Below are 14,353 nucleotides of genomic sequence, written 5' to 3' on the forward strand. Positions count from 1 at the left end.
ACGGCGCGCGCGGCCGGGGCAGGGCCGTCCCGACCCTGTCGCGGTGTCGTGCCGAGGTTCTACCATTACGTGCCGGGAGGCCGCTGCATGTCTGCAATCCGTAGGCCGGTCGGAGCCACCGGCAAGGGGGCCGGGAAACCCACGGTCACCATCAGCTTCGCCGGGTTCAACCGGGCCTGGGCGGCCTGGATCGGGGACCGCCTCGAGCGGCGCGGCCTGCGGGTCGTGTACGCGCGCTGGGACTCCCGGGCCGATGTGCCGCTCGCGGACCTGCTCGGCGACCTGAAGCTCGCCGAGGGCCGCATCCTCGTCATCGTCAGCGAGTGGTACTTCCAGCTCGGCCCGCGCACCCACGAGGAGTGGAACGCGGCGCTGCGGCAGGTCGTCGCCCCCGACGCCGCCCGGTTCGCCGCCGTCTCCGTGACCACGGCCACGCTGCCCACCGCGACCACCGTGCTCGCCGCCACCCAGCTCACCAACATGGGCGCCGAGGAGGCGGAGCGCCGCCTCCTCGACCGGCTCGACCTGCCGACCGACCCGCTGCCGGAGCCCGCCGCGGGCGAGCGGCGCGGGCCGCGCTTCCCCGCCTCCATGCCCGAGGTGTGGGGCGGAGTGCCGCGCCGCAACACACGCTTCACCGGCCGCGAGCCGCTGCTCAACGACGCGTACCACCTGCTCCAGGGCGCCGAACCCGGCGCGGGCGTGCTCACCATGCACGGCATGTCCGGGGTCGGCAAGACCCAGCTCGCCGCCGAGTACGTCTACCGCTTCGGCTCCGAGTACGACGTCGTGTGGTGGGTGAACGCCGAGGGCCGGGTCACGTACCGCCGTCTGATGGCCGAACTCGCCCCGAAGCTCGCCCTGTCCACCGGGCCCGAGTACGGCGAGCGGCTGCGCGCCGTGCGCGACTCGCTGCGCCGCGGCGACCCGTACGGGCGCTGGCTGCTGGTCCTGGACGGCGCCGACGAACCCGACCAGATCTGGGACCTGGTGCCCACCGGCCCCGGGCACGTCCTGATCACCTCCCGCAACCCCGAGTGGAGCGAGCACAACAGCAAGCTCCTCGAAGTGCCGGTCTACTCCCGCGAGGAGTCCGTGGCCTTCATCCGCCGCCGCGCGTCCCGGCTCTCCGAACCGGACGCCGACCAGCTCGCCGAGGCCCTGGAGGACCTGCCGCTGCTGCTCGACCAGACGGCCGGCTGGCTCAACGACTCGGACATGTCCGTCGAGGAGTACATCGGGCTCCTGGAGGGCGGCATCGACCAGGACGTCGTCAAGGTCTCCGCCGACTTCCCCGTCGCCTTCCAGACCGCCTGGTCGATCCTGCTCAACAAGCTGCGCGAGACCGTCCCCGAGTCCATCGACCTGCTGCGCCTGTGCACGTTCTTCGCGCCCGGCTTCATCCCCGTGCGCCTGCTGCGGGAGATGCCGCACGACGAACTGCCCGAACAGGTCGCCGGGCTGCTCAACGACCCGCTGCTGTGGAACAAGGCGATCAACCAGCTGCGCCAGTACTCCGTCGTCCGCCTGGAGTCGCACGAGACGGTGGGCGACGAGTCGGCAGCGGCCGGCGAGTCCCTGTACCTGCACCGCATGGTCCACCAGATCGTCCACAAGGACATGCCCGACGAGGACCGCCGCGAGTTCATCGACGTCGTCCGCAGGGCGCTCGCCGCCGCCGACCCGGGCCGCGCCACCGACACCCGCCTGTGGGACGAGTACGCGGCGATCGTGCCGCACCTGAAGTACGCCGACGTCCTGCAGAGCACGGACCGCAAGGTCCAGAACATGGTCCTCAACTGCCTGCGCTACATGTACTTCACGGGCGAGTACGTCTCCGGCATCAAGCTCGGCGAGCGCGCCCTCGCCACCTGGAAGCGCCGCCTCGGCGACACCCACCAGCGGGTCTGGGACCTCTCGTACCACCTGTCCAACCTGCTGCGCGCGGCCGGCGAGTACGAGCGCGCCGAGGAGATCGGCAGGATCGCCGCCGACCACCTGCTCGCCGAGCGCGGCGCCGAGGACCTCGACCATCTGCGCGCCAACATCGGCCTCGGCGCCGACCTGTGGGGCCTCGGCCGCTACGAGGAGGCGCGCGAGCTGTACGAGTGGCTGTACCCGGCCTACCGCGAACTGCTCGGCGAACAGGACTCCCGCACCCTCAACGCCCTGAACAACCTGGGCTTCGCGCTGCGCCTGCTCGGCCGCTACAAGGAGAGCCTCGACATCGACCGGCGCACCCTGGAGGCACGCAGGCTGCTCCTCAAGAGCCGCCACCCCTGGGCGCTGTTCTCCGAGATCCACTACGCGACGAACCTGCGCCTGCTCGGCCGCTACACCGAGGCCGAGTCCATGCAGGCGAAGAACGTGCGGGAGTACCGCCTCGTCATGGGCGGCGACAACCCGCAGACACTGCTCGCCGAGCACAATCTCGCGCAGTGCCTGTACCGGCTCGGCGACCACGGCCGGGCGGGCCCGCTGTTCACCCGCGTCCGGGAGCGCTACGAGCGCCGCCTCGGGGACAACGACCCGCAGACCCTTGCCGCCGCCGTCAGCCACAGCTGCTTCGCCCGCGAGCACGGCGACATCGACCAGGCGCGGGAGACCAGCGAGTACGTCCTCGCGCGCTACGAGGAGAAGCTCGCCGAGGGCCACCCGTTCATCGCGGGGGCCCGCGCCAACCACGCGCTGATCCTGCGCAGTGTGGGCGAGCGCGATCTGGCGCACGACCTGATCGAGCGGGCCATGACCGACCTGGCGGCGGCGGTCGGCGAGAACCATCCGTGGACCGTGGGCTGCGCCGTCAACGCGTCGGCGCTGCGCAACCTCGTCGGGGACACCGCGTCCGCGGCCGAGCTCAGCGCCTCGGCTGCGGCCCGCGCCGCCGAGACCCTGGGCCGTACGCACCCGCTGACCCTCACCGCGCGCGTCGCGCACGCGGCCGACCTGCGGGGCCTCGGCAACCGGCAGGAGGCGGAGAAGACCGAGCAGGAGGCGCTCTCCGACCTCACGGCGACGCTCGGCAAGCAGCACGTCCACACCCTGTCGGCGCGGGCCCGCAACCGGCCGTACTGGGACTTCGAGCCACAGGTGACGTGAGCGCCAGGACCTGCCGGAACGGAACAGGCCGAAGGCCCGGCTCCTCGGAAGGGGACCGGGCCTTCGGCCTTGTTCGCCGGGCTCCGGGGCCTTACGCCTCGAAGACCTCACGCACCAGCTGCTCCTGCTCGGCCTGGTGGCGCTTGGCCGAGCCGACCGCCGGGGACGAGCCGTGCGGCCGCGAGATGCGGCGCAGACGCTCGGCACCCGGGACGTCGGCGCCGACGGCCAGGTCCAGGTGGTCGATCAGGTTGAGCGCGATGAACGGCCACGCACCCTGGTTCGCCGGCTCCTCCTGCGCCCAGAGGTACTTCTCGGCGTTCGGGAACTTGGCGATCTCGGCCTGGAGCTCGGCACCCGGCAGCGGGTACAGACGCTCGACGCGGATGATCGCGGTCTCCGTGTCGCCGCGCTTCTGCCGCTCGGCCTCCAGGTCGTAGTACAGCTTGCCCGCGACGAAGACGACCTTCTTGACCGCGTTCGGGTCCACCGACTCGTCGCCGATGACCGGGCGGAAGCCGCCCGTCGTGAACTCCTCCACCTTCGACGCGGCGGCCTTGAGGCGCAGCATCGACTTCGGCGTGAAGACCACCAGCGGCTTGTGGTGCGGGTTGTGCACCTGCCACCGCAGGAGGTGGAAGTAGTTCGACGGGAGGGTCGGCATCGCGACCGTCATGTTGTTCTGCGCGCACAGCTGCAGGAAGCGCTCGACACGGGCCGAGGAGTGGTCCGGGCCCTGGCCCTCGTAGCCGTGCGGCAGCAGCAGCGTGACGCCGGAGGTCTGGCCCCACTTCTGCTCGGCGGCCGAGATGTACTCGTCGACGACGGTCTGCGCGCCGTTGACGAAGTCACCGAACTGCGCCTCCCACATCACGAGGGACTCGGGACGCGCAAGCGAGTAGCCGTACTCGAAGCCCATGACCGCGTACTCGGAGAGCAGCGAGTCGTAGACGTTGTAGCGGGCCTGGTCCGGCGACAGGTAGAGGAGCGGGGTGAAGTCCTCGCCCGTCTTGTTGTCGATGAGGACCGCGTGGCGCTGGCCGAAGGTGCCGCGGCGCGAGTCCTGGCCGGACAGGCGCACCGGGGTGCCCTCGAGGAGCAGCGAGCCGAGGGCGAGGGTCTCGCCCATGCCCCAGTCGATCGTCCCGTCCTCGATCATGGTGGCGCGGCGCTGCAGCTGCGGCAGCAGGCGCGGGTGCACCGTGACGTGGTCCGGGATGTTGACCTGGGACTCGGCGATGCGCTTGACGACCTCCTGGGAGATCGCCGTCTGCACGGCCACCGGGAACTCGGCCTGCGGGTCGGGGACCTCGGCGGCGGCCGGGTGCGAGACGGCCTCGCGGACCTCCGTGAAGACCTTCTCCAGCTGGCCCTGGAAGTCCTGGAGCGCCTGCTCGGCCTCTTCCAGGGTGATGTCGCCGCGACCGATGAGGGACTCGGTGTAGAGCTTGCGCACCGAGCGCTTCTTGTCGATCAGGTCGTACATCAGCGGCTGCGTGAACGCCGGGTTGTCCGACTCGTTGTGACCGCGGCGGCGGTAGCAGATGAGGTCGATGACGACGTCCTTGTTGAACGCCTGGCGGAACTCGAAGGCCAGACGGGCAACGCGGACGACGGCCTCGGGGTCGTCGCCGTTCACGTGGAAGATCGGCGCCTCGATCATGCGGGCCACGTCCGTGGCGTACATGGAGGAGCGCGACGACTCGGGAGCCGCCGTGAAGCCGACCTGGTTGTTGATGACGATGTGGACCGTGCCGCCCGTGCGGTAGCCGCGCAGCTGCGACATGTTGAGCGTCTCGGCGACCACACCCTGGCCCGCGAAGGCCGCGTCACCGTGCAGGGCGACGGGCAGGACCGTGAAGTCCGTGCCGCCCTTGTTGATGATGTCCTGCTTGGCGCGGGTGATGCCCTCGATGACCGGGTCGACCGTCTCCAGGTGGGACGGGTTGGCGGCCAGCGAGACGTTGATCTGCTCGCCGTCCAGGCCGGTGAAGGTGCCCTGGGCGCCCAGGTGGTACTTCACGTCGCCGGAGCCGTGCATCGACTTCGGGTCGAGGTTGCCCTCGAACTCCCGGAAGATCTGCGCGTACGACTTGCCGACGATGTTCGCAAGCACGTTCAGACGGCCGCGGTGGGCCATGCCGATGACGACCTCGTCGAGGCGGGCCTCGGCGGCGGCGTCGATGACCGAGTCGAGCAGCGGGATGACGGACTCGCCGCCCTCCAGGGAGAACCGCTTCTGACCGACGTACTTGGTCTGGAGGAAGGTCTCGAAGGCCTCCGCCGAGTTCAGCCGGCGCAGGATGCGCAGCTGCTCCTCGCGCTCCGGCTTGGCGTGCGGGCGCTCGATGCGGTCCTGCAGCCAGCGGCGCTGCTTCGGGTCCTGGATGTGCATGAACTCGACGCCGGTGGTGCGGCAGTACGAGTCGCGCAGCACGCCGAGGACGTCGCGCAGCTTCATCATCGACTTGCCGGCGAAGCCGCCGACGGCGAACTCGCGCTCCAGGTCCCACAGCGTGAGCCCGTGCTCGGTGATGTCCAGGTCGGGGTGCTTGCGCTGCTGGTACTCCAGCGGGTCGGTGTCGGCCATGACGTGGCCGCGGACCCGGTAGGAGTGGATCAGCTCGAAGACGCGGGCGGCCTTGGTGACGTCGTCGTCGTGCGAGGCGTCGATGTCCTTGAGCCAGCGGACCGGCTCGTAGGGGATCCGCAGGGCCTTGAAGATCTCGTCGTAGAACTCGTTCTCACCGAGGAGGAGGTTCGCGACGATGCGCAGGAACTCGCCGGAGGCGGCGCCCTGGATGACCCGGTGGTCGTAGGTCGACGTGAGCGTCATGACCTTCGAGATGCCGAGCTTGTTCAGCGTGTCCTGGGACGTGCCCTGGAACTCCGCCGGGTAGTCCATGGAGCCGACGCCCATGATGACCGACTGTCCGGGCATCAGGCGCGGGACCGAGTGGACCGTGCCGAGGCCGCCGGGGTTGGTCAGGGAGACCGTGACACCGGCGAAGTCGTCCATGCCGAGCTTGCCGTCACGGGCGCGCCGGACGATGTCCTCGTAGGCCTGCCAGAACTCGAAGAAGTTCAGCGTCTCGGCCTTCTTGATGCCCGCGACGACCAGCTGGCGGTCGCCGTTCGGCTTCACGAGGTCGATGGCCAGACCGAAGTTGACGTGGTCCGGCTTCACCAGGGTGGGCTTGCCGTCCTTCTCCGCGAAGGAGTAGTTCATCGACGGCATGGCCTTGATGGCCTGCACCATCGCGTACCCGATGAGGTGGGTGAAGGAGATCTTCCCGCCCCGGGCGCGCTTCAGGTGGTTGTTGATGACGATGCGGTTGTCGAACAGCAGCTTCACCGGGACCGCGCGCACGGACGTCGCCGTGGGGACCTCGATGGACTTGTTCATGTTCTTCGCGACGGCGGCGGCGGGACCGCGCAGCGTCACGAGCTCGGGGCCGGCAGGGGCCTCGGTCGTCACTTCTTCAGCCTTCTTCGGGGTTGCGGGCTTCGCAGGCGCGGCAGCGGCCGGCTTCGGCGCGGTGGGCGCGGCCGGTGCGGCGGGCTTCGCGGGCGCGGCGGCAGCCTGTGCGGGAGCTGCGGCGGCGGGCGCGGCGGGGGCCTGCGCTGCGGGTGCGGCCGGGGCCGCGGGCTTCTCGGCCGGCTTCGGGGTCGTCGCGGCCCCCGCGGCCGCGGCACCTGGCTTGTAGTCGGCGAAGAAGTCCCACCAGGCTCGGTCAACCGAATTCGGGTCCTGGAGGTACTGCTGATAGATCTCGTCGACGAGCCACTCGTTGGGGCCGAAGGCCGCTGCAGGGTTCTTGCCCTGCCCGGCTTGGTCGGTCTCGGGGGAGATGCTCGAGTTACTGGGGGACTGTGGCGACACGGCGGTAACCGCCCTCTTCCGCTTCTCACAAGGTGATGGACAGCGGGAATAAAGGCTACGCCTCCATTCACGAGACGTGCAGACCGGGCCGGTGATCCGTCACGTAAGTCACACCGGAAGCCGCGTTTCGGGCCGGGAAATGGCGGGAAACAACCGGGGTTTCGGTACGTTCACAAGCGCGCCCGGCGTGTTCGTGTCTGCCCGGCGCGCTCTTGACCCTTGCCTGACCGAAACCCTACGTCAACTTTGCGTTCCGGGCTCTCCCGGAAGAGTGACCTTGATCCGGCAGCCCCGAGCGGATTCGGCCACCCGGATCTGTCCGCCGTGCAGTTCCACGGCCCAGCGGGCGATGGCGAGGCCGAGGCCCGTGCCGCCGTCGCCCTTGTCGCCGGTGGCGGCGCCCTGGTTGAAGCGCTCGAAGACCTTGTGCCATTCGGACTGCGGGATGCCGGGGCCCTCGTCGATCACCTCGAGGTCGAGCGAATCGGGGTAGGGGCCGCGGCGGGCGAGCACGGTGACACGGCCGTGCTGCGGGGAGTGCTTCACCGCGTTGTCGATGAGGTTCGCGACGACCTGGTGGATGCGCTCCGGGTCGGCGAGCGCCGTCAGCTCGGGGGGCGAGACGTCGAGGTGCAGATGGACGTCCGTACGCGTGTGGGTGCCGGAGCCCGAGGCGAGTCCGGCGCGCTGGGAGACCGCCATGTTGGCCTCCTTCAGGACGCCCGACAGGTACGGCCAGACCTCGAAGCGGCGCGTCTTCAGCGGCACGACGCCGTTGTCCAGGCGGGACAGGTCGAGCAGCGTGTCGACGAGGCGGCCGAGCCGCTCCGTCTGTTTCAGCGCCGTGCGCATCGTCTCGGGGTCGGCGGCCATGACGCCGTCCACGACGTTCTCCAGGACCGCGCGCAGGCCCGCGATGGGCGTGCGCAGCTCGTGCGAGACATTGGCCACGAGCTCTTTGCGCTGCTGGTCCTGGGCCGCCAGCTCGTCGGCCATGCGGTTGATGGTGACCGCGAGGTCACCGATCTCGTCGCGCCGGCCGGCGCCGCGCACCCGGCGCGAGTAGTCGCCGTTGGAGATGAACCGGGCGACCGTGTTCATCTCGTCGAGCGGAGCCGTCAGCGAGTGCGCCACGAACTGCGTGATCAGCAGCGTGGCGATGATCGAGAACACCGTAATGAAGCGCAGCTCCGTCGCCGTGTACATCGCCACCATGAGCAGGCCGGTGGTGATGAAGACGGAGACGACGACGAGCGTGCCCAGCTTCGCCTTCACGGAGAAGGGGCGCAGACCGCCGGACGCCCACTGGGGGTTGAACGGCGGCCGGTGCGGCCGCCCGACCGCTGCCCGGTCCCGGTCCGCGCCGCTCACGGGTTCGGCGTCTCCAGCGCGTAGCCCACGCCGTGCACGGTGCGGATGCGCTCCGCGCCGATCTTCCGGCGCAGCGCCTTGATGTGGCTGTCGACCGTGCGGGTGCCCGAGGCGTCCGCCCAGTCCCACACCTCGGCGAGCAGCTGCTCACGGGAGAGCACCGCACGCGGCGTGTTCGCCAGGCACACGAGGAGGTCGAACTCGGTGGGGGTGAGGTGCACGTCCTCGCTCCGCACGCGCACGCGGCGCTGCGCGTGGTCGATCTCCAGCTCGCCGAGTCGCAGTATCCCGCTGCGCGGCGTCGTGGCGGCCAGCGCGGCGCGCTCGACGCGGCGGAGCAGCACGTGCACGCGCGCCGCCAGCTCCCGCATGGAGAACGGCTTGGTCATGTAGTCGTCCGCACCCACACCGAGGCCGACGAGCATGTCCGTCTCGTCGTCGCGCGCGGTCAGCATCATGACCGGCACCGGGCGCTGGGCCTGCACGCGGCGGCAGACCTCCAGGCCGTCGAAGCCGGGCAGCATGATGTCGAGGATCAGCAGGTCGGGCTGCCAGGCCTCGGCCGTGTCCACCGCCGCCGGGCCGTCCTGCGCGGTTTGCACGAGGAATCCCTCGGCGCGCAGCCGGGCGGCGATGGCATCGACGATGGTCGGATCGTCCTCGACGACAAGGACCCGTCGCTGGGCTCCCTGTGTCGTCGTGGTGGTGTTGTGGGAGGTGTGTGTCTGCTCCATCGCCCCGCCCCTGAGTGCGCGCCGTCGTGACGCGCTTGACGCTTGAATGATCGGGTTTCGGACGTCAGCGTACGGGGAGTTACCGCCGGTCGGCTACGTGGGCCTCAGTGCGAGGTGCACCACGTCAGGGACGCCCCGGACAACCGGGATCTCTTCGGTGCGCACCGCCTGGAATCCGGCATTCCGCAAGGTTTCTTCGAAATTTGCTGACGGCTGTGCGGACCATACGGCGAGAACACCGCCCGGGTCGAGTCGGTCCGTGCAGGCGGCGAGCCCCGGCGGCCCGTACAGGCTGTCGTTGTCCTCGGTGACGGTCCAGTCGGGACCGTTGTCGATGTCGAGGCAGAGCGCGTCGTAGGTGTCCGTGGCGGTGTGCAAGTGCCGTACGAGGTCGGCCTCGACGATGTCCGTACGGGGGTCGGCGAGGGCCTCCTCGGACAGCTCGCGCAGCGGGCCGTCGAGGTGCCAGTCGATGATCGCGGGCTCCCGCTCGACCACCGTGATGCCGCCCCAGCGCGGCTCGGCCGCCGCGTGCGCGAGGGAGAAGCCGACGCCGAGGCCGCCGATGAGGACGCGCGGCTTCTCGCGGTCGTCCAGGGCGGCGAGGGCCGAGTCGACGAGCCGCCGCTCGGAGCGGCCGTCGGAGGTGTCCATCAGGAACGTGCCGTTGGCGATGATCTGGAGCAGGTCGCCGTGACGGCGCAGGACCACCTCGCCGAAGGGGCCTTCGCGGCGATCGAGGACGACGGGTGGATCGGGGTGGTGCGGAGTCGTCATGGCCGCCATTGTGGCCGAAGGCCGGGGTGGCCCGCGGGTGTTTTCTGTGTCCCACGTCTCACATGGCGCTCGTCACAGAGGGTGAACCGAACCGGTCCGCGCCGCGTCCGGGGTGCCCACGTACTTCGCGTTCGTCAGCGGCGCCTCGATCCGCCAGCCCACGGACTCGTAGAGGAAACGCCCCTCCGGCGTGCACGCCAGGACCGCGCGGGTCGCGCCCTGGGCGTGGGCCGCCGACTCCAGCGTGCCCATGACCACGCGACCCAGGCCCTTGCGGCGGTGGCGCTCGGAGGTCTCGATCTGGTCGACGACGGCGCTCGCGCCGGTCGGGGCGACCTGGCCGCGCGCGGCGAACGCGCCGGAGGTGTCGGTGAGCAGGGCCCGGGTGACGCCGGCGCGGTTCCAGATGTGCCGGATGTAGCCGCTGGGGGCCGGCGGTGCGGCGGCCCCGGTCAGGTCCGTCGTCATCAGGAAGTCGTCCGCCCCGTACGCCTCCCACTCCGGGCCGAGCCACGGCAGGACCCGCTCCGGGTCGGCGAAGACCTTCAGATGGGTGCCGCGGCCGCGCGTGGACTCCGCGGCCTTGCGCACGGACTCCTCGGACACGGCCTCGTTGGTGGCGCCGATGACGTGCCGGCTCACGTGCTCCGGCAGGCCCACGTGAATCGTGTAACCCCAGGGCTCGACGAGCGGGGGAGCGGTGCCGCGCGAGGCGACCCAGCCGTCGATCCAGTTCCGTACGAGTTCCTCGCCCGTCATGCTCGCACGCTCCAATGTAATGGTCCCGTTCGCTTGAGGGGTATTACATACGGTGCGCTCTGGAGTCCGGTAGCCGTGATCGCTGACAGCGAACGCCCGTCGCGGAACATCTGGAGGGCGTCGTGCATTGAGTGCATGTAACTCAACTTGACTGCCAAAGGGGAGATCATGGCTTCGACGTCCACACCGCTCACCCTGCCCGTGCTGCCCCTCGACGACGAGGTCGTGCTGCCCGGAATGGTGGTGCCCCTGGACCTCAGCGACACCGACGTACGAGCCGCGGTGGAGGCCGCGCAGGCCGCCGCGCGTACTGGACCCAGCAAGCCGAAGGTGCTGCTTGTTCCGCGTATCGACGGCACATACGCGAACACCGGCGTGCTCGGCACCGTCGAGCAGGTCGGACGCCTCGCCGACGGCGACCCCGGCGCACTGATCCGCGGCGTCGGCCGCGTGCGCATCGGAGCCGGCACGACCGGGCCCGGAGCCGCCCTGTGGGTGGAGGGCCTGACCGTCGAGGAGGAGGTGCCGGACCCGCTGCCGGGAGCCGTCACCGAACTCGTCAAGGAGTACAAGGCGCTCGCCACGAACTGGCTGAAGAAGCGCGGCGCCTGGCAGGTCGTGGACCGCGTGCAGCAGATCGACGGCGTGTCCGCGCTCGCCGACAACTCCGGCTACTCGCCGTTCCTCACCACGGCCCAGAAGGTCGAGCTGCTGGAAGCGGCCGACCCGGTGGAGCGGCTGAAGCTCGCCACCCAGCACCTGCGCGACCACCTCGCCGAGCAGGACGTCGCGGAGTCCATCGCCAAGGACGTCCAGGAGGGCGTCGACAAGCAGCAGCGCGAGTTCCTGCTGCGGCGCCAGCTCGACGCCGTGCGCAAGGAGCTGCGCGAACTGAACGGAGAGAAGGACGACGGCGAGGAGTCCGACGACTACCGGGCCCGCGTCGAGGCCGCCGACCTCCCCGAGACGGTCCGCGAGGCCGCGCTCAAGGAGGTCGAGAAGCTGGAGCGCGCGAGCGACCAGTCGCCCGAGGGCTCCTGGATCCGCACCTGGCTCGACACCGTCCTCGAACTGCCGTGGAACGAGCGCACCGAGGACTCGTACGACATCCAGGGCGCCCGCGGCGTCCTCGACGCCGAACACGCGGGCCTCGACGACGTGAAGGAGCGGATCACCGAGTACCTGGCCGTGCGCAAGCGCCGCGCGGACCGCGGCCTCGGCGTGGTCGGCGGGCGGCGCGGCGGCGCCGTGCTCGCGCTCGTCGGCCCGCCCGGCGTCGGCAAGACCTCGCTCGGCGAGTCCGTGGCGCACGCGATGGGCCGCAAGTTCGTCCGCGTCGCGCTCGGCGGCGTCCGGGACGAGGCGGAGATCCGCGGCCACCGGCGTACGTACGTGGGCGCCCTGCCGGGCCGCATCGTGCGCGCCATCAAGGAGGCCGGGTCGATGAACCCGGTGGTCCTCCTCGACGAGGTCGACAAGGTGGGCTCCGACTTCCGCGGCGACCCGGCCGCGGCGCTCCTCGAAGTCCTCGACCCGGCGCAGAACCACACGTTCCGCGACCACTACCTGGAGGTCGAGCTCGACCTGTCCGACGTCGTCTTCCTGGCGACCGCGAACGTCCTGGAAGCGATCCCCGAGGCCCTCCTCGACCGCATGGAGCTGGTCCGTCTCGACGGCTACACCGAGGACGAGAAGGTCGTCATCGCCCGCGACCACCTGGTGCCGCGCCAGCTGGACCGCGCCGGGCTCGCCGCCGAAGAGGTCGTCATCGGCGACGACGCGCTGCGCAAGCTCGCCGGCGAGTACACGCGCGAGGCGGGCGTGCGAAACCTGGAGCGGTCCGTGACGCGGGTGCTCCGCAAGGTCGCCGCGCAGCACGAGCTCGGGGAGCGGGAGCTGCCGTTCACCGTCGGCGAGGACGATCTGCGTCCGCTCATCGGGCGGCCGCACCACGTGCCCGAGTCGGCGCAGGACCCGGCCGAGCGGCGCACCTCCGTGCCCGGCGTGGCGACCGGACTCGCGGTCACCGGGGCGGGGGGCGACGTGCTCTACGTGGAGGCGTCCCTCGCCGACCCGGAGACGGGCGCGGCGGGCCTGACCCTCACGGGCCAGCTGGGCGACGTCATGAAGGAGTCGGCGCAGATCGCGCTCTCCTTCCTGCGCTCGCACGGCGCCGAACTGGAGCTGCCCGTCGCCGACCTGAAGGAGCGCGGCGCGCACATCCACTTCCCGGCGGGCGCCGTCCCGAAGGACGGGCCGAGCGCGGGCGTCACGATGACGACGGCGCTGGCGTCGCTGCTGAGCGGACGCCTTGTCCGTACGGATGTGGCGATGACCGGTGAGGTGTCGCTGACCGGGCGTGTGCTGCCGATCGGCGGCGTCAAGCAGAAGTTGCTCGCGGCGCACCGGGCGGGGATCACGACCGTCATCATTCCGAAGCGGAACGAGGCGGATCTGGACGACGTGCCGGCGGAGGTGTTGGAGAAGCTGGACGTGCACCCGGTGTCGGATGTGCGGCAGGTGTTGGAGCTGGCGTTGGCTCCGGCGGATGTGGCGGTGCCGATCGCCGCGTGACCTGCGACGGGGGCGAGGTCTCGGGGCTCTGCCCCGGGACCCCGCTGCTCAATCGCCGCAGGGGCTTGAATGGCTCAGCCACCCCCTCAGCGTCGCCGTCACCCCCGCCTGGAAGCGGGTCTGGGCGTTCAGCATCGTCATCAGGCGGGTGATGCGGCGGCGCACCGTGTGGACGTGGACGTCCAGGCGGCGGGCCATCGCCTCGTCCTTGAGGCCCGAGGCGAGGAGGGTCAGGAGTTCGCGGTCCTCGTCCGTGATCTCGTCGGGGGAGTCCGCGCCGATCGGCACCGCCCGCTCCCACACCGCGTCGAACAGCGGGACGAGGGCGTGGCTGAGGAGCGAGTCGCCGACGACCAGGGCCGAGGCCGTCGGGTCCGCCGCGTCCGTCGGCGGGAGCAGGGTCACCCTGCGGTCCACCATGAACAGCTTCGTCGGCAGGTCCTTGCCGACCCGGATCTGGACGCCCTGCGTGGCGAGGTCGTTGAGGCCCCGCGCGCGCCCCGCGAAGGTCAGGCCCTCCCGGTCCACCACCACCCGCACCCGTGCCCCGCGCCGCACCGGCGCCGCCACGTCGAGCGGGGTCGGCATGCCGTCCGGTTGGCTGGAGGCGTACGGCGGACGGTCGAGCAGAGCGACCTCCGTGGTGGCGGAGGCCAGCATCGCCGCGACGCGCTCCGCGATGGCCCGCCCGCCGCGCACCGTCTCGATGCCCATCGCCCGGACGTCCGCGGGCGTGGCGGTCAGCAACCCGGCCGCCAGCCGGTCCACCGCCCCCGTCAGGTCCTCCAACTCGGCCGAGCGGCGCAGCAGTTCCGCCTGGTGCCGGTGGATCAGATTGCGCAGCGCCGTGGCGGGCGGCACCGCGAGCGGGAGGGCCGCGCCGTCCGGCGGCGGCAGCGTGCAGCCACGTTCGGCGAGGTGGCCGAGGGCGTCCGTGACCCGGCGCGCGGTCAGCCCGGTCGCGCGGGCGAGCGCCGCCCGCGAACCGAAGTCACCGGCGCCGAGCAGCGCTTCGTAGACCCTCAACTCGCTCTCGCCGAGGCCGAGTGCCTGCCACTGCGCGTCGTCGTGCCCAGCCGGTGTCATCCGGGGATTTTCGGCCGAACCCGCAGGCCACACAAGTGTGCACGTCCACAAGTCACCACCTGGAACGCAT

8 protein-coding genes are annotated in these 14,353 nt (G+C 70.9%); 2 read left to right on the plus strand and 6 right to left on the minus strand.

The window, feature by feature from the left end; genetic code table 11:
• The first annotated feature begins 87 nt into the window (after positions 1–87).
• Positions 88–3,099, plus strand: a complete 3,012-nt coding sequence (fxsT, locus tag ACZ7L4_RS24135) for an FxSxx-COOH system tetratricopeptide repeat protein (protein ID WP_472105395.1) — start codon at positions 88–90, stop codon at positions 3,097–3,099.
• 91 nt (positions 3,100–3,190) lie between these two features.
• Here fxsT and ACZ7L4_RS24140 read toward each other — a convergent pair whose 3' ends face one another.
• The 5 genes from ACZ7L4_RS24140 to ACZ7L4_RS24160 form a co-directional block, all read right to left on the minus strand.
• Positions 3,191–6,982, minus strand: coding sequence for a multifunctional oxoglutarate decarboxylase/oxoglutarate dehydrogenase thiamine pyrophosphate-binding subunit/dihydrolipoyllysine-residue succinyltransferase subunit (locus ACZ7L4_RS24140; RefSeq protein WP_472105397.1), 3,792 nt, complete (start codon positions 6,980–6,982; stop codon positions 3,191–3,193).
• Between the two features lie 240 nt (positions 6,983–7,222).
• Positions 7,223–8,272, minus strand: coding sequence for a HAMP domain-containing sensor histidine kinase (locus ACZ7L4_RS24145; RefSeq protein ID WP_472105669.1), 1,050 nt, complete (start codon positions 8,270–8,272; stop codon positions 7,223–7,225).
• 77 nt (positions 8,273–8,349) lie between these two features.
• The gene (locus ACZ7L4_RS24150; RefSeq protein ID WP_266714016.1) at positions 8,350–9,087 is read right to left on the minus strand and encodes a response regulator transcription factor; all 738 of its coding nucleotides are present in this window, start codon (positions 9,085–9,087) and stop codon (positions 8,350–8,352) included.
• A gap of 93 nt (positions 9,088–9,180) precedes the next feature.
• Entirely contained in the window at positions 9,181–9,873 is a 693-nt protein-coding gene (locus tag ACZ7L4_RS24155; protein WP_472105399.1) for a spermidine synthase family protein, read from the minus strand.
• Between the two features lie 63 nt (positions 9,874–9,936).
• Positions 9,937–10,623 carry a GNAT family N-acetyltransferase gene (locus ACZ7L4_RS24160; RefSeq protein WP_472105401.1) on the minus strand — a complete coding sequence of 229 codons (687 nt, stop codon included), beginning with the start codon at positions 10,621–10,623 and terminating at the stop codon, positions 9,937–9,939.
• A gap of 168 nt (positions 10,624–10,791) precedes the next feature.
• On the opposite strand from ACZ7L4_RS24160, the gene lon reads away from it, so the two are divergent.
• Complete coding sequence (lon, locus tag ACZ7L4_RS24165; RefSeq protein WP_472105403.1) at positions 10,792–13,197, plus strand: endopeptidase La; 2,406 nt, start codon at positions 10,792–10,794, stop codon at positions 13,195–13,197.
• Between the two features lie 48 nt (positions 13,198–13,245).
• Here the strand turns inward: lon and ACZ7L4_RS24170 are convergent, their stop codons facing one another.
• The gene (locus ACZ7L4_RS24170) at positions 13,246–14,283 is read right to left on the minus strand and encodes a LuxR family transcriptional regulator (RefSeq protein ID WP_472105405.1); all 1,038 of its coding nucleotides are present in this window, start codon (positions 14,281–14,283) and stop codon (positions 13,246–13,248) included.
• Positions 14,284–14,353: the final 70 nt, after the last annotated feature.

This window comes from Streptomyces sp. NPDC107575, assembly GCF_055657265.1.

Excerpts from the sequence above, each read along its gene's own strand:
- fxsT (WP_472105395.1), top strand. The coding sequence starts at position 88 with ATGTCTGCAATCCGTAGGCCGGTCGGAGCCACCGGCAAGGGGGCCGGG.
- ACZ7L4_RS24150 (WP_266714016.1), bottom strand. The coding sequence starts at position 9,087 with ATGGAGCAGACACACACCTCCCACAACACCACCACGACGACACAGGGA.
- ACZ7L4_RS24155 (WP_472105399.1), bottom strand. The coding sequence starts at position 9,873 with ATGGCGGCCATGACGACTCCGCACCACCCCGATCCACCCGTCGTCCTC.
- ACZ7L4_RS24160 (WP_472105401.1), bottom strand. The coding sequence starts at position 10,623 with ATGACGGGCGAGGAACTCGTACGGAACTGGATCGACGGCTGGGTCGCC.
- lon (WP_472105403.1), top strand. The coding sequence starts at position 10,792 with ATGGCTTCGACGTCCACACCGCTCACCCTGCCCGTGCTGCCCCTCGAC.
- ACZ7L4_RS24170 (WP_472105405.1), bottom strand. The coding sequence starts at position 14,283 with ATGACACCGGCTGGGCACGACGACGCGCAGTGGCAGGCACTCGGCCTC.